The sequence below is a fragment of the Campylobacter sp. IFREMER_LSEM_CL2256 genome (genome assembly GCF_025771645.1).
In the GTDB taxonomy this organism is placed as follows: Bacteria; Campylobacterota; Campylobacteria; order Campylobacterales; family Campylobacteraceae; genus Campylobacter_D.
Map to the genome: position 1 here is coordinate 52103 of NZ_JAKMQQ010000002.1, position 21975 is coordinate 74077.

At 29.8% G+C, this 21975-nt stretch carries 23 protein-coding genes; 14 read left to right on the forward strand and 9 right to left on the reverse strand.

Annotated features, from left to right (window positions below; all coding sequences use genetic code 11):
* Positions 1-79: 79 nt before the first annotated feature.
* Entirely contained in the window at positions 80-1117 is a 1038-nt protein-coding gene (locus L8U00_RS01280) for a YeiH family protein (protein WP_263708264.1), read from the forward strand.
* 126 nt (positions 1118-1243) lie between these two features.
* Positions 1244-1846, forward strand: coding sequence for a BspA family leucine-rich repeat surface protein (locus L8U00_RS01285; protein ID WP_263708265.1), 603 nt, complete (start codon positions 1244-1246; stop codon positions 1844-1846).
* Positions 1847-1858: 12 nt separating this feature from the next.
* On the opposite strand, the gene L8U00_RS01290 is transcribed toward L8U00_RS01285, so the two are convergent.
* The 3 genes from L8U00_RS01290 to prfB are packed head-to-tail and all read right to left on the reverse strand — an operon-like array spanning position 1859 to position 4504.
* Positions 1859-2548, reverse strand: a complete 690-nt coding sequence (locus L8U00_RS01290) for a potassium channel family protein (RefSeq protein ID WP_263708266.1) — start codon at positions 2546-2548, stop codon at positions 1859-1861.
* Positions 2548-3384 carry a universal stress protein gene (locus L8U00_RS01295; protein WP_263708268.1) on the reverse strand — a complete coding sequence of 279 codons (837 nt, stop codon included), beginning with the start codon at positions 3382-3384 and terminating at the stop codon, positions 2548-2550. The genes L8U00_RS01290 and L8U00_RS01295 overlap by 1 nt, the downstream gene beginning before the upstream one ends.
* 19 nt (positions 3385-3403) lie before the next feature.
* Positions 3404-4504 (reverse strand): peptide chain release factor 2, encoded by a 1101-nt coding sequence (prfB, locus tag L8U00_RS01300; protein WP_039617474.1) that lies wholly within the window; start codon positions 4502-4504, stop codon positions 3404-3406.
* Between the two features lie 78 nt (positions 4505-4582).
* On the opposite strand from prfB, the gene rimO reads away from it, so the two are divergent.
* Entirely contained in the window at positions 4583-5899 is a 1317-nt protein-coding gene (gene rimO, locus L8U00_RS01305; protein ID WP_263708269.1) for a 30S ribosomal protein S12 methylthiotransferase RimO, read from the forward strand.
* The gene (gene tilS / locus L8U00_RS01310) at positions 5889-6854 is read left to right on the forward strand and encodes a tRNA lysidine(34) synthetase TilS (protein WP_263708270.1); all 966 of its coding nucleotides are present in this window, start codon (positions 5889-5891) and stop codon (positions 6852-6854) included. Before rimO ends, tilS begins: the two co-directional genes overlap by 11 nt.
* Here the strand turns inward: tilS and L8U00_RS01315 are convergent.
* From L8U00_RS01315 to L8U00_RS01325, 3 genes are read right to left on the reverse strand one after another with little or no spacing between them, the layout of a single operon-like run.
* Positions 6846-7532 (reverse strand): class I SAM-dependent methyltransferase, encoded by a 687-nt coding sequence (locus L8U00_RS01315; RefSeq protein ID WP_263708271.1) that lies wholly within the window; start codon positions 7530-7532, stop codon positions 6846-6848. The two genes, tilS and L8U00_RS01315, sit on opposite strands and share 9 nt — an antisense overlap.
* Positions 7533-7553: 21 nt before the next feature.
* On the reverse strand, positions 7554-8918 hold the full coding sequence (locus L8U00_RS01320; protein ID WP_263708272.1) for a phosphomannomutase/phosphoglucomutase: 1365 nt from the start codon (positions 8916-8918) through the stop codon (positions 7554-7556).
* 1 nt (position 8919) lies between these two features.
* The gene (locus L8U00_RS01325) at positions 8920-9924 is read right to left on the reverse strand and encodes a GGDEF domain-containing protein (protein ID WP_263708273.1); all 1005 of its coding nucleotides are present in this window, start codon (positions 9922-9924) and stop codon (positions 8920-8922) included.
* 53 nt (positions 9925-9977) lie between these two features.
* Here L8U00_RS01325 and L8U00_RS01330 point away from each other — a divergent pair, with 53 nt between their 5' ends.
* From L8U00_RS01330 to L8U00_RS01340, 3 genes are read left to right on the forward strand one after another with little or no spacing between them, the layout of a single operon-like run.
* On the forward strand, positions 9978-11552 hold the full coding sequence (locus L8U00_RS01330) for an ABC-F family ATP-binding cassette domain-containing protein (RefSeq protein ID WP_047207957.1): 1575 nt from the start codon (positions 9978-9980) through the stop codon (positions 11550-11552).
* Positions 11549-11881: a hypothetical protein gene (locus L8U00_RS01335; RefSeq protein WP_039617462.1), complete on the forward strand. Its 333-nt coding sequence runs from the start codon at positions 11549-11551 to the stop codon at positions 11879-11881. The genes L8U00_RS01330 and L8U00_RS01335 overlap by 4 nt, the downstream gene beginning before the upstream one ends.
* A 50-nt stretch (positions 11882-11931) precedes the next feature.
* Positions 11932-12264, forward strand: a complete 333-nt coding sequence (locus tag L8U00_RS01340) for a hypothetical protein (RefSeq protein WP_263708274.1) — start codon at positions 11932-11934, stop codon at positions 12262-12264.
* A 19-nt stretch (positions 12265-12283) separates the two neighbouring features.
* Here L8U00_RS01340 and L8U00_RS01345 read toward each other — a convergent pair whose 3' ends face one another.
* Positions 12284-12865 carry an IMPACT family protein gene (locus tag L8U00_RS01345; RefSeq protein ID WP_263708275.1) on the reverse strand — a complete coding sequence of 194 codons (582 nt, stop codon included), beginning with the start codon at positions 12863-12865 and terminating at the stop codon, positions 12284-12286.
* A gap of 74 nt (positions 12866-12939) precedes the next feature.
* Between L8U00_RS01345 and galU the strand changes: the two genes are divergently transcribed.
* From galU to L8U00_RS01365, 4 genes are all read left to right on the forward strand, one after another.
* Positions 12940-13770 (forward strand): UTP--glucose-1-phosphate uridylyltransferase GalU, encoded by an 831-nt coding sequence (gene galU / locus L8U00_RS01350; protein WP_263692516.1) that lies wholly within the window; start codon positions 12940-12942, stop codon positions 13768-13770.
* On the forward strand, positions 13760-14983 hold the full coding sequence (locus tag L8U00_RS01355) for a glucose-6-phosphate isomerase (RefSeq protein WP_263663653.1): 1224 nt from the start codon (positions 13760-13762) through the stop codon (positions 14981-14983). The genes galU and L8U00_RS01355 overlap by 11 nt, the downstream gene beginning before the upstream one ends.
* A gap of 129 nt (positions 14984-15112) precedes the next feature.
* Complete coding sequence (locus L8U00_RS01360; protein WP_263708276.1) at positions 15113-15562, forward strand: Dps family protein; 450 nt, start codon at positions 15113-15115, stop codon at positions 15560-15562.
* A 9-nt stretch (positions 15563-15571) separates the two neighbouring features.
* Complete coding sequence (locus tag L8U00_RS01365) at positions 15572-16453, forward strand: alpha/beta fold hydrolase (RefSeq protein WP_263708278.1); 882 nt, start codon at positions 15572-15574, stop codon at positions 16451-16453.
* 10 nt (positions 16454-16463) lie between these two features.
* Here the strand turns inward: L8U00_RS01365 and L8U00_RS01370 are convergent, their stop codons facing one another.
* Both L8U00_RS01370 and L8U00_RS01375 read right to left on the reverse strand, forming a co-directional pair.
* Complete coding sequence (locus L8U00_RS01370; RefSeq protein ID WP_114640023.1) at positions 16464-17627, reverse strand: tetrahydrodipicolinate N-succinyltransferase N-terminal domain-containing protein; 1164 nt, start codon at positions 17625-17627, stop codon at positions 16464-16466.
* Between the two features lie 9 nt (positions 17628-17636).
* Positions 17637-18740 (reverse strand): Mrp/NBP35 family ATP-binding protein, encoded by a 1104-nt coding sequence (locus L8U00_RS01375; protein ID WP_263708279.1) that lies wholly within the window; start codon positions 18738-18740, stop codon positions 17637-17639.
* A gap of 107 nt (positions 18741-18847) precedes the next feature.
* Here L8U00_RS01375 and L8U00_RS01380 point away from each other — a divergent pair, with 107 nt between their 5' ends.
* Genes L8U00_RS01380 through L8U00_RS01390 form a run of 3 tightly spaced genes read left to right on the forward strand, consistent with a single transcriptional unit; the run spans position 18848 to position 21973 of the window.
* On the forward strand, positions 18848-19963 hold the full coding sequence (locus tag L8U00_RS01380; RefSeq protein WP_263708280.1) for a bifunctional 2-C-methyl-D-erythritol 4-phosphate cytidylyltransferase/2-C-methyl-D-erythritol 2,4-cyclodiphosphate synthase: 1116 nt from the start codon (positions 18848-18850) through the stop codon (positions 19961-19963).
* Positions 19960-20835 carry a response regulator transcription factor gene (locus tag L8U00_RS01385; protein WP_039667971.1) on the forward strand — a complete coding sequence of 292 codons (876 nt, stop codon included), beginning with the start codon at positions 19960-19962 and terminating at the stop codon, positions 20833-20835. The genes L8U00_RS01380 and L8U00_RS01385 overlap by 4 nt, the downstream gene beginning before the upstream one ends.
* The gene (locus tag L8U00_RS01390; protein WP_149062000.1) at positions 20813-21973 is read left to right on the forward strand and encodes a sulfate adenylyltransferase; all 1161 of its coding nucleotides are present in this window, start codon (positions 20813-20815) and stop codon (positions 21971-21973) included. The genes L8U00_RS01385 and L8U00_RS01390 overlap by 23 nt, the downstream gene beginning before the upstream one ends.
* Positions 21974-21975: the final 2 nt, after the last annotated feature.

Sequence of the window (21975 nt, forward strand, 5' to 3'; positions counted from 1 at the left end):
TCATTATATCAAATAAAATTAATTTTACTTATCATAAAAAAATCACTAAGATTACAAAAAAATAAAAAAGGAAAATTTCATGCATAAAAATATATATAAACATAGAAAATTTGAAGCTTTTTTACTGCTTTTTACTCTTGCTTTTTGTGCTTTTGCTATTTCTGAGCTTAATTTTTTTAAAAATCTTGGAATTTCAGCTTTAATCATAGCCGTAATTTTGGGAGCTTTAATAGGAAATTTAGCACATCAAAATGCAAATTTACTCAAAAAATCAGGAGTTTTAAGCATAGCAACAAAAGAAATTTTAAGACTTGGGATTATACTCTATGGTTTTAGAATTACTTTTAATGATTTAGAAAAAGTTGGATTAAATGGGATTTTGCTAGCATTTTTAGTGGTGTTTTTTACCTTTTTTATGGGACTTTTACTGGGAAAATTATTTAAACTTGATCTTAAAGAAAGCATACTTATAAGTAGTGGCTCAAGCATTTGTGGAGCAGCTGCTGTGATGGCTAGTGAAAGCATTGTTAAAGGTGGCTCTGCTAAAGTTGGCGTGGCAGTTTGCACTGTGGTTGTGTTTGGAACTTTGGGGATGTTTTTATATCCTTTGGCTTGGAATTTAGGCTGGTTTGATTTTTTTAGTTTAAAGCAAATGGGGTATTTCATGGGAGCAAGCTTGCATGAAGTTGCACATGCTGTTGCAGCAGGTGAAGCTGTGCAAGCAGGAGATGGTGCTGTCATAGAAAAAATGATGCGTGTTTTAATGCTAGTACCTTTTTTGATTTTTTTAAGTCTTTTTTCATTGAAATTTCTAAGCAAAAATAATGAAAAAATTTCCATTAAAGCAAATATTCCTTATTTTGCTTTGTGGTTTTTATTTGCTTGTGGTATTAGCTCACTTGAAATATTAAATACAGATTTTGCACTTAATTATATAAAACCAAGCATACAAACTATAGATACACTTTTGCTTTCTATGGCTATGGTAGCTTTGGGAGTAAATATCCATAAAAATGTTTTAAAAAATGCAGGTTTTAAACCATTTTTAATGGCATTGTTGCTTTTTATATGGTTAATCTTTATATCAATTAGCTTAATTTTCCTATTAAATTTATAATATGTTTCATTATGAAACATATTATAGTATTTTATACTTTTTTATTAATTTAATATTTATTTTTTCTACTTTATATTTAAATAATATTATAATTATATTGTAATAAACATCCAAAAAGGAGCTAACATGTTTACGCCTAAAACTAAATGTGAATTAGTTGCTCTTGTTAGAGAAGAGCTTATTGCCTTAGATGAAATCGATGTAAGCTTAATTACGGATATGTCTTATTTATTCTATTATTCCACTAGAACTAACTTTGATGGTATAGAAAAATGGGATGTATCAAATGTTAAAGATATGTCTTATATGTTTTATTGCTGCAAAAGCTTTAATCATGATATTTCTAAATGGAATGTTAAAAATGTTGAAAACATGGAAGGAATGTTTTTTGATTGTGAATCTTTTGATCAAGACTTATCTTATTGGAATATGTCAAATGTAAAAGATACTAAATATATGTTTTGTAATTGTCTTAAATTTAACCATAAAGTAGAAAATTGGGATGTGCATAATGCCATTACAATGGCACATATGTTTGAAAATTGCAAACAATTTGATCAAGATTTATCAAGATGGGATGTACATAATGCTAAAACAATGGCATTTTTATTGCATAATTGTACTAATTTTCACTATGATGTTAAAAAATTAGATATTAATAAAAATTGCAATATCCAAAAAATACTAGGACATGAAGAAATACAAAATCAATACGCTATAAAATATTAATTATAAGGTAAGCTATTGCTTACCTACTTGATTAATCCAAAGCCCCATAGCAATCACAACAATAACCTGCCCTAAAAATCCTTGAAATACGCTAAATAATCTTAGCAAAGAACTAACCGGCGTTACATCACCAAAGCCTATCGTTAGCATAGTAACTCCGCTAAAATAATAACAATCAACCAAACCTTTTATTCTATTTTGAATTTGAGGTTTTAACTCATCATTTAAAGACCAAAAATTATGAATTCCTCTTATAGGTGTTTGAAATTGCACTTCTATAACTTTTTCTTGCAAATCCGCAATATCTAAATTTTCATTTTTTTGAGTAGCAATTAACATTCTATTGTAATTATCTACATCACAAGAAAAATAATACAAATTTCCATACGCAAACCATATCAAAACATATGCATATAAAATAATAAAAAATTTTTCTTTAATATTAATCTTTCCACTAAAAGCAGCCCAAACACTAATAAGCAAAAAAACCATCAATGCTACAGCCACCATAATAGGAATAATATTTAAAATTAAAAATAAAATTTCGGAAGTAATTTTACCTGTTGCATAAATAGCAAGTTCATCAAATAAAAAACTACAAAACAAAGGCACCATAGCAAGTAAAGTCCAAACAAAGAGAAATTGTTTGGTGCTTTTATGATAAATACTAATATAATGATTTAAAAGTCTATGGTGTAACATTAGCGAATCAGTAATAAAGGTTTTTTAGCCTTAGTTAAAATATCATTTGTCAAACTACCAAATAAAATACTTTTTAACCAGTGATGTGAATAAGCTCCCATAATCAATAAATCTATATCATTTTGCTCACCAAAATCAAATAAAGCCTGAGTAATCTCTCCATTTAAATGCTGAATTTGTACATTTAAATTTGCTTCTTTAAAAATTTGACTTACTTGAGTTAATAACTCATAAGAAGCTTTTTCATCTTTAGATACATTTACCACATAACGCTTTGCTTCTTTGAAAATAGGTCTTTTAATGGCTTGTTCTATGGCCTTTTTAGCCAAATTACTCCCATCATAAGCCATCATCACACTTTTAATCTCTTTAAAAGCAGAATTTACAAGCAAAATAGGCACATTTAAAGCTCTTACTAATTCTTCTGCATGAATGCCTATTTTGTTTTTCTTACCTCCGCCTTTTAAACCTGCTATGGCTAATCTTATTTGATCATTATATTCTTTTAAAACTTCTTCTAAATCTCCATCTCTTTGCACACTAAAGCATTCTTTTACGCCTTGTTCTTTTGCATAAGTGCAAAATTCTTCTAAAATTCTTTGCCCTTTTTTGCAAAGATTTTCATTTTTTTGGCTTTGCTCTTCTACTAAATCTTCAATCACACACCCGCTAGCACCTATACCAAAACTACAAGCTAATTCAGCATTAGTAAAATTTGGTTCTATAGTATATAAAAACATTAAAGGTAAATCTAGCTTTTTAGCTAAATACACTCCATAATGCAAACTTTCCCTACAAGGCTCTAAAACATCTACACAAACTAGAATTTTTTCCATTTAATATCCTTTTGTAGTATTAATCTTGTGCTTTTTGCGCTATTAAAACACCTTCTATGATTTTTTTAATATCCCCATCTAAGATATTATCAACCTGCGAAAAAGCTTCATTTGAGCGTGTATCTTTAACTTGTTGATAAGGAAAAAGCACATAAGAGCGGATTTGATGCCCCCAACCTATCTCACTTTTTTCGCTTGAATTTGCTTCATCTTGTTGTTTCATAAGCTCAAGCTCATAAAGGCGTGATTTTAGCATTTTAAAGGCTGTGGCTTTGTTTTTGTGTTGGCTTCTATCGTTTTGACATTGCACTACTATACCACTTGGCATATGAGTTATGCGCACTGCTGATTCAGTTTTATTAACATGTTGTCCACCTGCTCCGCTTGCTCTATAATAATCAATCCTTATATCTTTTTCTTCAATTTCTATTTCTATATCATCATCAAGTTCAGGAGAAACCATCACACTAGAAAAACTCGTATGACGGCGTCCTGCACTATCAAATGGAGAAGTTCTTACTAAACGATGAATGCCATTTTCAGCTTTTAAATACCCATAAGCATTTTCACCTTTTACTAAAAAGCTAACATCTTTAAGTCCTGCTTCTTCGCCTTCTTGAAAGTCAAGTGTTTCCACTTTAAAACCTTCTCTTTCGCAAAATCTCAAATACATCCTATAAAGCATACTAGCCCAGTCATTACTCTCCGTTCCGCCTGCACCTGGGTGAATGGAAACTATGGCATTTTTACCATCATTTTCCCCGCTTAAAAGCATAGAAATTTCAAGATTTACGATAAGATCTTCTAGCTTATTTGCATCTTCAAATAAAGCTTCTATAGTATCTAAGTCATTTTCACTATTAGCAAGATCAAAAAGCTCGCTTGCATCATTTAAAGCATTATTTGCATTTTCATAATTTTTAAGTAAATTTGAAATTTTAGTTTTTTCTTTACCTATAACGCCTGCTTGTTTTACATCACTCCAAAAAGAAGGAGAATTTTCTAAATTTTCTATTTCTTTTAATCTTGCTTTTATCTCTTCAGGCTTGATGATAGAAGCGATATTTCCAACTTTGTTTTTTAATTTTTTTAAAAGTTCGCTGTATTCGTAATTATCCATAAAAATTTTCTTTCTAATTTTTGATATAATTTAATCTTATAATTTTAGCAAAAAAATAAAACATTTAAAGTGAGAAATATGCCAAAACTTTTTTTAATGTCTTTAGGTTGTAATAAAAATTTAGTTGATAGTGAAATCATGCTTGGAAGATTAAGTGATTATGAAATTTGCGATGAGCCAAGCATAGCTGATGTTTTGATTGTAAATACCTGTGGCTTTATAGATAGTGCTAAAAAAGAAAGCATAAATGCGATTTTAGATTTACACGAGCAAAGAAAAAAGGATTCGTTGCTGGTTGTAACAGGATGTTTAATGCAGCGCTACCGCGAGGAATTAATGAAAGAACTACCTGAAGTTGATCTTTTTACCGGTGTGGGAGATTATGAAAAGATTGATGAAATGATACTTAAAAAAACTAATCTTTTTTCAAATTCTACTTACTTGCAAGATAAAAATACCAATCGTGTGATCACAGGATCAAATTATCACGCTTTTATTAAAATAGCTGAAGGGTGCAATCAAAAATGTTCATTTTGCGCTATACCAAGTTTTAAAGGCAAACTCAAATCAAGAAGCTTAGAAAGCATTGTAAATGAAGTAAAAGAACTTGTTAAAAAAGGCTATAAAGACTTTTCTTTTATCGCTCAAGATACAAGTTCGTATTTGTTTGATCAAGGTCAAAAAGATGGACTTTTAAAGCTTATTGAGGCTATAGAAAATATCCAAGGTGTAAAGGCTGCTAGAATTTTATATCTATATCCAACAAGCATTAGTAAAGAAGTGATAGAAAAAATCATTCAATCAAAAGTTTTTGTAAATTATTTTGACATGCCTTTACAACACATCAGTGATAATATGCTTAAAATCATGAAACGCGGAGCTAACAAAGCTAAATTAATCGAGCTTTTAAATTTAATGAAACAAGCTCCAAATTCATTTTTACGCACAGGTTTTATAGTAGGACACCCTGGAGAGAGTGATGAGGACTTTGAAGAATTATGCACTTTTATAAAAGAATTTGGTTTTGATAGAATTAGTGTTTTTGCTTATTCTAAAGAAGAAGATACTGCAGCTTTTGAAATGGAGCAAATTCCTAGTAAAATCATCAATGCAAGATTAAAAGTGATAGAAAAAATCGTCGATGATTGCATAGAAAAAAGCTTTAATCAACAAGTTGGCAAAAAAACCTTAGCATTTTGTGAAGGTCAAAGCTCTGAAGGAGAATTTTTCATCGGCGCAAAAGATTTGCGTTGGGATAGAAATATAGATGGAGAAATTCTCATCAATGAAAGTGATTGTGGAAATTTAGAAATGGGTGAGCTTTATGAGTGTGAAATCACACAGAGCTTAGATAAAAAACTCATTGCTAAAGCTTTAAGAAAGCTTGATGATTGATAGCAAATATTTAAATCATTTAAAGCAAGGGAAAAATCTTTTAGCGTTTTCTCACGGGAGTGATTCTAGTGCTTTATTTTTCATGCTTTTAGAAAAAAATGTAGATTTTGACCTTGCTTTTATAAACTACAAAACTCGCAAAAATAGCGATAAAGAAGAACAAAGTGCCAAAGAATTAGCCAAGCGTTTTCATAAAAAAATTTATATCAAAACTGCACCCAAGATAATAAAAAATTTCGAAGCCCATGCAAGAGCTTTGCGTTATGAGTTTTTTGAAGAGCTTTGCAAAAATCACTCTTATGATAATCTTTTACTAGCTCATCATTTAAATGATAAACTAGAATGGTTTTTAATGCAATTTTCCAAAGGTGCAGGGCTTAGAGAATTACTTGGTTTTAAAGATATTGAAAAAAGAAAATATTTTACCATCATAAGACCCTTGCTTGAAATTCCAAAAGAAGAAATTTCAAACTATCTAAAAGAAAACAATATCACTTATTTTCATGATGAGAGTAATGATGATGAAAAATATTTTAGAAATTTTATACGCAAGAATTTCGCTAATGAGTTTTTAAAGCTTTATCCAAATGGAGTAAAAAAGAGCTTTAAATACTTAGAAAAAGACTTAAAAGAAGAAAATATTTATGAATTTAAAAATATTTACATTACTCATAAAGATGAAAGTTTAATCGCAAAATGTTTTAAAAAGCTTGGAGTGCTTTTAAGCGCTAAACAAAGACAAGAAGTATTAAAAGGCGATGGAGTGATTTCACATAAAATAGGCATTGTTTATATACAAGAAAAAGTTTTGATTTTTCCTTTTATAAGTTGTGAGAAAATGCCAAAAGAATTTAAAGAAATTTATAGAAAAGCAAAAATCCCTAAACTCTTAAGAGCATATTTGTACACAAAAAATATTGATGTAAAAGAGCTTATGCAAGCTCTTTTATCTTAATAACAAATTATCCTTCAAATTTATGTTTTTATATTGATTTGTGTAATTATTAAGCTTAAAAGAGTTTTTCTTTCTTTTATAAATAACATATTGATTATAAGGTAATAAATCGATTTCTAGATCCATTGCCTCTGCAAAATATATCACATAAGGAAAAACCATAGTAGGTTCAAAATCTCTTCCATGTTGGAACAAATTTTCACTCAAATCATCTCCACAAATATACCCATCATATTTTATTTTAGGGTAGATTTTAATTAAATCGATAGTTATTCCTCTAAGAGTATGATCTCCATCGATATAAACACAATCCAACTCTTCATCTTCAATATTATCTACGGCATTACTTGTAGTTTGACGCAATATTTTTATTTTATCCCTCGCAAAAGATGTTTTTGACAGCGCCTCATTATAAACAAGATCAAATTTTTTTTGCGAAATATTAAATGGTTTATTCCATATTTCTTTAGATACCCCCCCCCAAGGATCTATCATATAGTATGTTTTTATATTCTTAATATTTTTTAAAATATGAGATGAAAAATCACCTTTCCAAACTCCTATTTCAGCCATAGTGTTTATGTTTTTATCTTTTAAAAAATGTGTCCAAAATTCCATTCTATTATTGGTATTTTCAGAAACACAAAATCTCTTTTTTTTGTTAAATAAATTAAACAACATAACTAAACTCCTAAAATATTAAATATGTTTTGATATTTCTTCAAAAAGTTCTTTTACTCTTGATTCTAAAAAGTCTTTAAATTCAGCACTTGTAGCTTCAGTGCGCATGATAAGATATGGACTTGTGTTAGAAGCACGCAAAAGTGCCCAGCCTTCTTTAAAGGTGATTCTAACTCCGTCAATTTCATTACAATCAAGCACATTTTCAAAAGCGCTTGCTTTTACTTTTTCTTTAAATTTTTCTATAATTTGAAATTTATTTTCCTCACTAACCTTAAGCTTAATCTCTTCACTTGCATAAAGTTTTGGTAACTCTTTAACTAATTTTTCTATATCAAAACCATTTGCTAAAAGCTCTAAGGTTCTTAAAAATGCATAAATTCCATCATCATAACCAAAATATCTATCTTTAAAGAAAATATGCCCACTAAGCTCTGCTGCTATGTCGATATTTTGCTCTTTCATCATTTTTTTAATGTTAGAATGCCCGGTCTTACCCATCATGATAAAACCAAATTTGGCTACCTCATCGAAAAGATTTTTAGAACATTTTACTTCACCTAAAACTCTAGGATTTTTTATATTTTTAGCAAATAAATAACAAAGTTCATCGCCCTTAAATACATAGTCTTTACTTGCGACTACTAAACGATCTCCATCTCCATCAAAAGCAAAGCCCATTTTTGCGTTTTCATTTTCTTTTAGCGTAACTTGCAATGTGTGTAAATTTTCAAGTTCTGTTGGATCTGGCGCGTGGTTTGGGAAATTTCCATCAGGATTTTCAAATAAAATTTGTGCATTAAGATTTAATTTTTCCACCAAAGGCTTTATAATCACTCCAGTAGCTCCATTTGCACAATCAATAATGATTTTTTCTTTATAGCCCTTAAGATGTGAAAAATGCTTAGCTAAAAAGTCTATATATAAGCTTTTAACATCATAATTTTCATATCTTAAATCATCATTGATTTCAAGTTCTAAATACTCTTGCACTTTTAAAGAAAGTTTTTTCAAATCAGCACCAAAAAAACTTTCTTTGTTAATCGTGATTTTAAAGCCATTGTATTCTTTTGGATTATGCGAGCCTGTTATCATGATATTTGCATCAAAAATATCATCAAAAAACAAGCTAAAATACCCCATAGGAGTTGGTGCTAAACCTATATTGAAAACTTGCATATTAGCTTTATTTAAACCGCTGATTAAATAGTTAAAAAGTTCATTTGCACTATATCTTGCATCATAGCCCACACTTACTTTCTCACAACCTCTTGATTTCATTTCTAAACCCAAGGCATAGCCTATGGCTTTTACACTTTTTTCATTTAACTCACTTGGGTAAAGCCCTCTTATGTCATACTCTCTAAAAATCAAATCTAACATTTTAATCCTTTTGTTTTCTAATTTCTAATTTTGCTTGTTTTAAACTTTCTTCTATGTTTTCATTTTTGTTTGATAAACAAAGTCTAATTTCTAATTTTGCATTTTGCTCTTTCAATTCAAAACTATATTTTTGCATAAAATTTTCAAGCATTTGAAGCTTGCTTTGCACAAAGGCTATATTTTCATTTTCAAATACAACAATAAAATAATCCTTATCATCTTTAAAAACCCTAGCGTGTAAAGCTTTTTTTAAAATCCTAGCAAATTCATGCATTATAAACTCGCCCATTTTTGAGCCTTTTTGATGATAAATTTCATTGATATTTTTTACTTCAATCAAGGCTAAATGAAAATTTTCAAGCCCTTGAGCATATCTTCTTAAGGCTTTTAAATTTGGCAAATTGGTTAAAGTGTCAAAAAAGGCTATTTTATAAGCTTTATACGCTAAAAATCCTACCAACACCAAAGAAGCAAATTCATAATAACCCAAATCAACACTATTGTAAAATAAAAACTGCACATTCAAGCCCATATAAGCTAGCAAAAAATGAAAATCATTATTTTTAAAATATGAAAATAATAAAAATATCATTCCCGCCCAAAACACACAAAAACTTAACTCACTAATAGGTTTAAAAAATTGTGTTGAAAGGCCAAAAATCTCACTTGTAATGCTTGCATTAAAATTAGTACTTGTGCTAAGTATTAACGCTACAAAACCCATAAAGGCTAAATACACAAATTTAATGAGATTAATTCTTTCAAAAACAAGTTTACTATCTTGTAAAAATACAAAAAGCACAAAAGAAAAAGGTAAAAATACCGAGATAAACAAATGCGCTTGATACTCACTTGCTACTAAAGATAAAGCCCTAGCACATAAAATCAACAAAAGCAAGAAAAAAATCTTATTTTGCTTAAAAAAATAAGCTAAAAATAAAGCTAAGATATTAAAAACCAAAGTCATACTAGGCAATGTTTTTAACAATAAATATGAAAAATCCAAAACAATAAACCTTTTTTTGTTAAAATTATAGCAAAAATATTTTAAGGATATTAATGGTAGAAGTAAAAAATCTCACTATGCGTTTTGCAAACCAACTTTTATTTGAAGATGTAAATTTAAAATTGAACCGTGGTGAAAGATATGGACTTATAGGCGCAAATGGCGCAGGAAAATCAACCTTTTTAAAAATTCTCTCAGGCGAAATAGAATCAAGTAGTGGAGAAATTTGCATAGATCCAAATTTAAAAATTGCTGTTTTAGGACAAGATCAATTTGCTTTTGAAAACTACACTATCAAAGATGCGGTAATGTGTGCAAATAAAAGATTATACGATGCACTAAAAGAAAAAGAAAAGCTTTATATGAGTGAAGAATTTACCGATGAAATCAATGATAGATTAAGCGAGCTTGAAATCATAACAGCAGAAGAAGATCCAAACTATGATTGTGAGCTTAGATGTGAAAAAATTCTTAGTTCTTTAAATATAAAAGATTTTAATGCTCTCATGAGCACTTTACAAAGTGCGGATAAATTTAAAGTTTTATTAGCTCAAGTATTATTTTTAGGTGCTGATGTATTATTTTTAGATGAGCCTACAAACAACCTTGATTTAGAAGCTATTTCTTGGCTTGAAAATGAGCTTTTAAGACATGAGGGAACTTTAGTAGTAATTAGCCATGATAGACATTTTTTAAATAAAGTTTGTACAAGAATTTTAGATGTAGATTTTAAACAAATACGTGATTTTGCTGGAAATTATGATGATTGGTATATGGCTTCAACCTTACTTGCTAAACAAGCTGAACTCAAACGCGATAAAACTTTAAAAGAAAGAGAAGAATTAGAAAATTTCATACGTCGTTTTAGCGCTAATGCTTCAAAAGCCAAACAAGCTACAAGCAGGGCTAAAGCTTTAGAAAAACTTGAACTTGAAGAGATTAAAACTTCAAGCAGGCGTGATCCTAGCATAGTTTTTAGAACAAATAGAGAAATAGGAAATGAAGTTTTAGAATTAAAAGGTATTAGCAAGGCTTATGATAAAACTTTATTTGAAAATTTAGAATTAAAATTAGAAAAAGGTGATAAAATAGCCTTAATTGGCGCAAATGGTGTCGGAAAAAGCACTTTAGCTAAAATCATCGCATCAAAATTAGAACCTGATAGTGGCCACATTCACCTTGGTGCCACCATAGAAATGGGATATTTTTCACAAGATACAACGAATTTAATTAATGAAGATTTGAAACTTTATGAATGGCTAATGAGTGAAAAATTCAAAGATTTGGATGAAATTCGCAAATGTCTTGGTAGAATGCTTTTTAGTGGAAGTGATCAAGAAAAAATGGCTTCTAGTTTAAGTGGAGGTGAAAAACACCGCTTAATGCTTTCAAAATTAATGTTAGAGCGTGGAAATTTCTTGCTTTTAGATGAACCGGATAATCATTTAGATCTTGAAAGTATCATTGCATTAGGTGAAGCCTTGTATAATTTCAAAGGTTGTGTGATATGTATAAGCCACGATAGAGAGCTAATTAGCGCTTTTGCTAATCGTATATGGTTTTTAGAAGATGGGAAATTAACAGACTTTAAAGGAAGTTATGACGAATTTTTAGGAGGTTTAGAATGAATTCGTTTAAGATAAAATATGCAGCTGGTTTTGGACATTTTACTCAAAATCACAGAGGCTTTGGCCCAACTATTTATGTAGAAGAAAGTATTGATTTTCAAAGCGAAAAAGATTATTTTGACTATGTTGAATTTTATGAAAAATTCAGCAAAGAAGATGATACTTATTTTCACATTTCATTTTTAGAAGATCGCCCTTTAACTTCTCAAGAATTAGAAAGTAGAAATGCTTATAGAAAACTAAGGGATGAACGCTGCAATAAAGCTAGAGAAGAGTTTATTAAAAACAATGAAATAGAAGCTGAATACTACCCAACTCATGGCGATTAAGGAATGATTTTTGCTTGTTTTTTCCTTGTAATATTTTGAAAGGAGAAAGCATGCAAGTTAACCATGATAATTTATCGGTTAAAGAGTATGGGTATGGTCAAAGTAGTGCTTATAAAAGCGCTCAAGGAGCTAATGAAGACTTTATGTCTTTACTTAGTCAAAACAATAGTGAAAATTTAAACGAGCAAAGTATAAAACTTGATGAGCTTTTTTCAAAAGCTATGAGTCAAGATCAATTTAGCACAGGAATTTTTAGCTCAAATATGTCAAATATTTATAATTATCGTTTTAGAGGACAAAACGAAACTCCTATGCAAGCTAATATAGAAGAAAAACAAGAGCCGCAAAAAGATATGGTAAAAGATCTTTTAAGTTCTTTATAAAAATGAAGTAAGCAAACGCTTACTTCCAAATAAGTCCGCTAAATTCAAATTCTTTTGCAAATTTTTTAAATTCCTCTTCTTCTTTTACATTAACACTTAAAACCAGTTCAACATTTTCTTGAAATTTTTTTTCAAATGAAATGTTATTTTTATTTAAAAAATGCTCAAATCTTGCATAAAGATGAAAAGGAATGTTTAAAATTAAAATATTTTTAGCTTCAAATTCTAAAAGCGTTGCATTTAAAATAGCTTCATTTGTAGCTTCGCTATAAGCTCTTACAAGACCACCTGTACCAAGTTTAATCCCTCCAAAATAACGCACCACAATCACCGCACAATTAACAAGCAAAGCCCCTCTTAAGACATTCAAACAAGGCATGGCAGAAGTTCCTTTTGGCTCACCATCATCGCTTTTATCTTCTATGATTTGATCAAATTCATTTAAATACCTATAAGCATATACAAAATGCACGGCTTTTAAATGCTCGTTTCTTAGCTTTTGCATTAAAGTTTGAAAATCTTCAAAAGGACATAAAAAAGACAAAAAAGTTGATTTTTTGATTTCTATTTTTGCTTGATAAATTTGATCAATGGTTTTCATATTTTCCTTAATTTAGCTATAATATTTAAATAAAATTATAATCAAAACAACTTATAAAAATTTAAGGATAAACTATGCTTCAAACTTGTATTTTTCCTGCAGCAGGTTATGGTACTAGATTTTTACCTGCTACAAAAACCCTACCTAAAGAAATGCTACCAATTTTGACAAAACCTTTAATTCACTATGGTGTGGATGAAGCTTTAGAAGCTGGTATGGAAACTATGGGCTTTGTTACAGGGCGTGGAAAAAGAGCTTTGGAAGATTATTTTGATATTTCTTATGAACTTGAACACCAAATTGCAGGCACTAAAAAAGAATATCTTTTAAGTGAAATAAGAACACTCATAGATCGTTGTACCTTTACTTTTACAAGACAAAATGAAATGAAAGGCTTAGGAGATGCGGTTTTAAAAGCAAAACCTTTAGTGCAAGATGAAGCTTTTGGGGTAATTTTAGCAGATGATTTATGCGTAAATGAAGATGGGGTAAATGTCCTAGCTCAAATGGTAAAAATTTATGAAAAATACCGCTGCTCTGTTATAGCTGTGATGGAGGTTGAAGCTGATCAAGTCTCAAACTATGGAGTTATAGCTGGAAATGCTGTGGAAGAGGATTTGATCATGGTAAATTCTATGATAGAAAAACCTGATCCAAAAGATGCTCCAAGTAACTTAGCCATCATAGGAAGATACATTTTAACGCCTGATATTTTTGGCATTTTAGAAAATACCAAAGCAGGTAAAAATGGAGAAATTCAACTAACTGATGCCTTACTTTCACAAGCAACTAATAATATGGTTTTAGCTTATAAATTTAAAGGAAAAAGGTTTGATTGTGGAAGCGTAGAAGGCTTTGTGGAAGCGACAAATTATTTTTATGAGAAAAGTAAAAATGCTAAATAATACTTTATTTTTTAAAACCCAAGATTTTAAAAAAATCACCGCTTATGCAAATAGAATGAATGATGAACTAGAAAGTGGCGATATAGGGTATTATCACTTAGTAGATACAAGCTTTGATTTAATCAAAGAAAGTAAAGAATTTATCGCTACTAAAACTCATATGGAAAATATTGTTTTAGTAGGTATGGGTGGATCAAGTTGTGGGGTTAAAGCTTTAAAAGAGCTTTTATTTGATCAAATCGAAGAAAAAAAACTTTTTATTATTGACAATACCTCCTCACATACTTTTACCCAAACTATGCAAAAAATAAATCCCCAAAAAACACTTTTCATTATAGCAAGTAAATCAGGCACAACTATAGAGGTGATTTCTTTATTTAAACTCATCATTGCTCATTTTGATTTTAAAAATGAAAATTTACACGAAAACTTTGTGTTTATTACTGATTTTGAATCAAAACTTCACAAACTAGGAGAAGAATTAAACATAAAATGCTTTTTTATACCTAAAAATGTCGGTGGTAGATTTAGTGTTTTATCTGCTATTGGTATTGTTCCTTTGAGCTTTTGTGGATATGATACTAAAGCCTTATTAGAAGGTGCAAAAGCTTGTTATGTGGATTTTTTTGAGAAAAAATGTGATCAAATTTTGCAAAAGGCTTATCATTATTGCACGCATAAAAGTGCGCATATTAATGTGCTTTTTTCTTATGGAGATGCTTTTAAAGGTTTTAATGAATGGTATATTCAACTAATTGCTGAAAGTCTAGGTAAAAAACAAGGCTTTAAACGTATAGGTTTAACTCCTATTGCTTTAATTGGCGCTAGAGATCAGCATAGCTTTTTGCAGCTTATCATGGATGGGCCTAAAGATAAAACTGTTACTTTTTTAAAAATCAAAGATAGTCAAAAATCTCCTAGTATCCCAAATATAAGCTTTAATCATTTACAAAATTGTGATTTTACTAATGAAGTTAATTTACATGATCTTTTAAACGCGCAATGTGATGCAACCATGCATGCGCTAATTGCTGAAAATTTAAGTGTTGATGTAATAGAACTTGAAAAATTAGATGCTTATCATTGTGGGTATTTGATGTATTATTATGAGTTATTTACTTCTGCATGTGGCATTATGCTTGGAATTAATACTTATGATCAACCTGGCGTAGAGGTAGGAAAATTAATACTCAAAAATATGTTAAGTAAATAAATTTGCTTTATTGTAAAAAAAGAGTATAATGAAAATATAATAATTATTAACATTAAAATTTATTAGATAATAATTATTCTTATTTAAGAATTTTATGTTATAATTTTAAAAATAAAAAAAGGAGATAAAATGTCAGTAACAAAACAATTATTACAATTACAAGCGGATGCTCATAGTTTATGGATTAAATTTCATAATTATCACTGGAATGTAAAAGGTTTACAGTTTTTCTCAATTCATGAATATACAGAAAAAGCTTATGAAGAAATGGCAGAACTTTTTGATGATTGTGCTGAGAGAGCTTTACAACTAGGAGAAAAAGCTATCGTTTGTTCAAAAACATTACTAGAAAATGCAAAAACACCTAAGGCTCAAAAAGATTGCTTTACTCCAGTAGAAGTTTTAGAGCTTATTAGAGAAGATTATAAGTATCTTTTGGCTGAATTTAAAAAGCTAAATGAAGAAGCTGAAAAAGCAAGTGACACTACAACAGCAGCATTTGCTCAAGAAAATATTGCAAAATATGAAAAAGTTCTTTGGATGCTTAATTCAACTATCCAAAATACTTGCTCTATGTAAGAATTTATAATGTTTTTTGACTTACAAAGCTTTATTGCTTTAAGTCAAAAAACAAATTTAACTTCCCAAGAAAAACTACTTTTATTAAAACTTCGTACTCATTTTGAAAAAAATATCAATTTATTGCAAAAATTATATGATTATAGTTTGGTAGCTTATTGTGCTAATGCATATTTAAATCAAAGCTTAAAAAAAGAAGGTTTGCAAAAACACAAAGCCATTATAAAAGCTTTAACTAATCCTTTTTATAAAAAAGAAAAAATCCCCGTAGGTGGTTTAAACAATGCATTTTTAGCTTTAAAATTTGTAAAAAATTATGAAATACTTGAACACATCAACGAAACACACCCTCAATCTAAAATGGGTTTTAGGGCTAGTTTTATTTATGATAAAAAAAGAAAAAACTATATTTTAGCCTTTGCAGGGAGTGATTTAAATCCTTTGTGTTTTGATTTTAAAGATCTTTATAGTGATTTTTTGATTTTACTTAACAAAACTCCAAAAGGTCAAATTCAATCCATGCAGTATTTTTACAATCAACTTAAACAAAAATACACCATTGATAAAAAGCTCATCATTATAGGACATTCTTTAGGAGGATATCTAGCTCAAGCTTTTGCAAGAACCTTTCCTAGTATGGTAAAAGAAGTCTATGCCTTTCAAGCACCTGGTTTAAACCAAAACTTTCAAAATCATTCTTATATAAATTTTCATATAAATACCACCCATAATTTAAATTTCAAAACTTACAAATGGTGGAATTTTAATTTTGTGCAAAAGCTTTATAAGAAAGGTAGCAAGGAGATTTTACTACACACAGGAAGCATTAAACATCATCCTAGCGTGTGTATTTATAAACTACATGAATTATTTAAAATTCTTAACCCATAAGGGCTAAGAATTAATGTAAATCTTCATTAAGTTTTACGGCTTTTTTGTTTAAAGCTGCTATCATCACTCCACTTTGAGAGTCTTGTCTAAAATGTAAGCCATTTAATCCTGCTAATTCTAAACCTTTGTATATATCTTTATCAAATTTAAAATCAGGGTTGATTTTTTGAAGTTCTTCTTTATTTTTTAAAGCAAATTTAGTCCCTTCTAAAACAGCAATACCCGCATCAACGATACAATTATCCCCTAAAGGAATTCCAGTAACCGAATTTGCACCCAAAAGACAAGCTTTACCGATGCTAATAGCATTACCACTTGTACCACTTAAAACACCAAGTATAGAAGCACCGCCTCCTACATCACTACCTTCGCCAACAACAGCTGAAGAACTAATACGTCCTTCTACCATACAAGCTCCAGTTGTACCTGCATTAAAATTCACATAAGCAGCCCCTGGCATTATAGTAGTACCTGCAGCTAAAACCGCCCCCATTCTCACTTTAGAGCTTTCTAAAATTCTAGTATTATCCTCAGGAATAACATGAGCTAAAAATCTTGGAAATTTATCTACATAATCAATCCTTGGATACCTTCCACTCATTTTTAAATCAATCTCATTTTCTCTTAAAAAGTCCAAATCAATAGGCTTATTATCGCTCCATGCAACATTTGGTAAAATCCCAAAAGCGCCTGTTAAATTTAAACTTCTCAAAGGTACTTTTTTATTGGAAAGCAAATAAAGTTTTAAATACACACTTTCTAAACTTTTTGGTGCCTCATCTTCAAAAATACAAACAAAAGAAAAAGCATTTTCTCTAAAATTTTCCTTTGCTGCTTTGATTGCTTCTATATTTTTATGGCCTTGCTCTTGCAAAAATGGCGCAAAACATTCAAGTGCAAAATCCAAATCTTCTTTAATTAAAGTAGCCACAAACTCACTTTCATTAAAATCAACATCAACCCCTCTTCTAAAAAAAGCTTCAAACATAACAGCTGCAGCAGCATAATTTTGCTCAAAATTAATCACACCAAAATTGGCTTGAAGTTTTTTACTAGGATCAACTTGACTTAGATCAAGCCTTGCTATAGCAAAAGCTTTAGGTTTTTTATAATTAATCCTTTGTTCGATTTGCTTGATTAAATTTAAAAATTCTTCTTTACTTTCTATTGGCATATTTTCTCCTTATTGCGAGCACGCACTTTTGCCATTCATTACAGGTTGAATAGCTGAATTATCTACTTTACCTTCTTGATTAACCTTTTCTATAAATTCCCAAATTTTTTCAGCAGCTTGCAAATATCTTTTTGAACTTACACTCTCAGGCATATAAAAACTTACAGGCTTACCACTATCTCCACCTTCTCTTACACTCATTTCGATAGGAATTTGAGCTAAAACTTCACATTTATAAGCTTTTGCCATTTCTTCTGTGGTGCCTTTACCAAAGATATCATATTCTTTGCCATTATCAGGGCATAAAAAGCCACTCATATTTTCTATAATACCTGCAACAGGAATGTGTAATTTTTCAAACATATCAAGCGCTCTTTTGCTATCATCTAAAGACACTACTTGAGGAGTACTTACACACACACCTGCACTCACTGGCACACTTTGAGCTAAGGTAATTTGCGCATCACCAGTTCCTGGAGGCATATCAAGCAATAATACATCAAGTTCAGGCCAAAGCACATCAGCTAAAAGTTGCTCAATTGCTTTCATAATCATAGAACCACGCCACATCAAACCTTTACCTTCTTCTATTAGCACACCCATACTCATCATATAAACCCCATGAGATAAAATAGGACGAATTTTTTGACCTACAATTTCAGGCTTGCTTTTACTCTCACCTAACATTCTTGGTATATTTGGCCCATAAATATCCGCATCTAAAAGCCCTACTCTTTTGCCCATTTTAGCTAAAGAAATCGCTAAATTTAAAGTTGTAGTACTTTTACCTACCCCACCTTTACCACTTGAAATCATAAGGAAATTTTTAATTTGTGGAGCGATATTTTTACCACTTCTTGAATTGCTTTTTTCTTCAGGAATTTTTGGTTGAATGATTTCTAAATTAAGCCTTAAATTTAAATCTTTTAAAGCATTTGCGATGTTTAGTCTAAGCTCTTGTGCGATTTGAGCATTAGCTGAAACAATTTCAACTACTATATGAGCTTGATTTTCGTTTGATTCAATTTTTTTTACAAAACCAAAACTAACTATATCTTTTTTAAAGCCTGGATATATAACTTGTTTTAGTCTTTCTTCGATTTTTTCCTTCAATTTTTCTCCTTATTATTTAAAATGATTAATTCTACTAACATAAATATAAATTTTGGCTTTTATGGTGTATAATATCGTAACATTAATAAGAAATTAAGGTGTAACAAATGTTAGATATTTCCTTGATTATGCTATCTGCTGGAGAATCATCAAGATTTAATGCTCCGGTAAAAAAGCAGTTTTTACGACTAGGTGAACAACCTTTATGGCTTTATGCTACTAAAAATTTAAGTTCTTTTTATCCTTTTAAACAAATAGTTGTTACTTCTGGTAATATTTCTTATATGAAAAAATTTGCCCCTGAATATAAATTTGTCCAAGGTGGTGCAACTAGAGCACAATCTTTACTCAATGCTTTAAGTATGGTTGAGAGTGAATATGTTTTAGTTAGTGATGTTGCAAGGGTTTTGATTTCTAAAAATCTTTTTAACAATATCATAGAAAATCATGACAAAGCTGATTGTATTACACCTATTTTAAAAGTAAGCGATACTACAATTTATGCTCAAGAAGCTATTGATAGAGATAAAATCAAACTCATACAAACCCCTCAACTTTCGCGCACAAGTATGCTAAAAAAAGCTTTAGAACAAAGCTCAAACTTCACCGATGATAGTACAGCTATACAAGCTATTGGTGGTAAAATTTGGTATGTACAAGGTGATGAGTTAGCTAAAAAAATTACCTTTAAAGAAGATTTGAAAAGCTTAAATTTACCAAAACCATCTTGGGATATTTTTAATGGAAATGGCTTTGATGTGCATGAATTTGGAGAGCAAAGAGCCTTGCTTTTAGGTGGAGTAAAAGTGCATGAAAATATGGGTTTAAAAGCTCATTCTGATGGAGATGTACTAGCTCATGCGCTAATTGATGCGCTTTTGGGCGCAGCAGGGCTTGGAGATATTGGCGAACTTTTCCCAGATAATGATATGCAGTATAAAAACGCTGATTCTATGCTTTTATTACAAAGCGCTTATACTTTAGTGCAAAATTATGGTTTTGAGCTTGTAAATGCTGATATTACCATCATAGCCCAAACACCTAAAATGAAAGATTTTAAAGAAGCTATTGCTTTTAATATAGCTAAAACATTAAAAACCACACCAAATAAAATCAATATCAAAGCTACCACTACAGAACATCTAGGTTTTGTAGGAAGGAAAGAAGGGATTGCTGTTTTAGCAAGTGTAAATTTAAAATATTTTGATTGGATGAAATTATGAAAGTTTTAATAGTAGAAAATGAATTTTATTTAGCCCAAAGCATAGGATCAAAGCTTAATTCTATAGGTTATGATTGTGATATTATCGCAAATGTTAATGAGCTGACTCATCATGATTATGAAATCATTTTGCTTTCTACTAGTATGGCTAATTTTGAACATATTATAGAAATTTTTAAGCATAAAATCATTATTTTACTCATATCTTACATAAGTTCAGATACTGTTTTAGCTCCTTTAAAATCTGGTGCTAGTGATTACATACAAAAACCTTTCATGATAGAAGAATTAATGCGCAAGATTAAGCATTTTCAAGAATTTAAAAAAATCACTATGCTAAATAGCACCTATCAAGCATATTTAAAACATAAATTTGAAACAGCAAAACTACCAACTTTTGATTATAAAAAATTCAAATTACCTTTGATTTTAAAAACTAATAATCAAATTTTTGCTGATCATTTTGTATTTAATTATACTAACGAGCACAACATCGCAAATGTTTATATAGATCTTTCACACCAGCAAAATTTAGATAAAATTTTCAAAGACAATTCTTTGTATTATTTGGTTAATTTTCAAACCCTAAAGCCTTTAGAAAAAGAAAAGGTGTTAAACCTTGCTTTAAAAAAGGCTGTTATTATACATACAAGTACGAATATTGAGCATAGCAATTTTCAAATTTTAGAGCTAGGTGAAGATGAAAAAAGTTTTGAAAGTAATGGAATTTTAACCATTGATGATTATGTTAAGCATATTATCATTAGTTATCAAAATATCTTTCCTGATACGGATTTATCCAAAAAATTAGGAATTTCAAGAAAATCTTTATGGGAAAAAAGGAAAAAATATGGCATTACAAAGAAAAAATAGCATTATAATCTCAGAAGAAGAATACGAAGTTTTATGTTTCATTAAAGAAGGAATTTTTGGTTCTTTTACAAAATTGATGAACGAACAAGAAAGAGATGAATTTTTAAAACATGAAGCGATAAACGGATATAAATTTCCCTATGCCTTAACTTTTGCTCCGCACAATGAAAACAAAAAAATCATAGAAAATGCCAAAGTTAAAGACAAAATAGATTTTGTATGTAAAGATCAAATAGTAGGTCACATCATCTTAGAAAGTAAATTTAAAAACGATAAAAACATTAATGATATTTTTACACCTAATACATGTTTGATTGATGATTTTGGAGAAATTTGCATTAGCGGTGAATTTGAAATTTATCACAATCGTATCAAGGCTATAAAAGAAGATTTTGAAAAAATCAAAAAAAGATTAAACCCTTCTAATATCACTGCTATTGTTTCAAGCTTTGATCCTTTTCATAGAGCACATGAGAGAATTTTAAGATGGGCCATAGAGCAATCTGATCTAGTAATTATTTTCCTTATAGAATCTTATGAAAGTAATGGTTTAAGTTTAAAGCTTAAAAAGCGTTGCTTTGATGTTTTTGCGCAAAATTATTTACCGTCCTCTAGAGTTTTACTCATACCTTTGCATAATATCAAAATTTTTGCCTCGCATTTAAATCCGGTGCTTGAGTGTGCTTTGGCTAAAAGTTTTGATTGTAATAAACTTTTTGTAGGACAAAATCACGCAGGACTTGGAATGTATTTTAATCAAAACAGAGCCTTTACTGTACTTGATGATTTTGCAAAAGATTACAATATAGAAGTAACCATACTTCCTGAATTTGTTTTTTGTGATGAGTGTAAAATGATAGTAAGTACCAAATCATGCCCACATGGAGCTCATCATCATATGAAATATCACGGCGATTCTTTAAAAAATTTACTCAGACTTGGTATCATTCCGCCAGCAGTTTTTATAAGAAGAGAAATTTCTGCTTTGATTTTATCAGAGCTTTTTCCAAATCGTTTCCATAATAAACAAAATATCTATAGTAATCTTTTCCCTACGCATGGTATTTTAGAATATAGAGGCGATAAAGAATTTTATGAGCAACTTATAAAACTCCATCAAATGTCATATATGGTGTAATC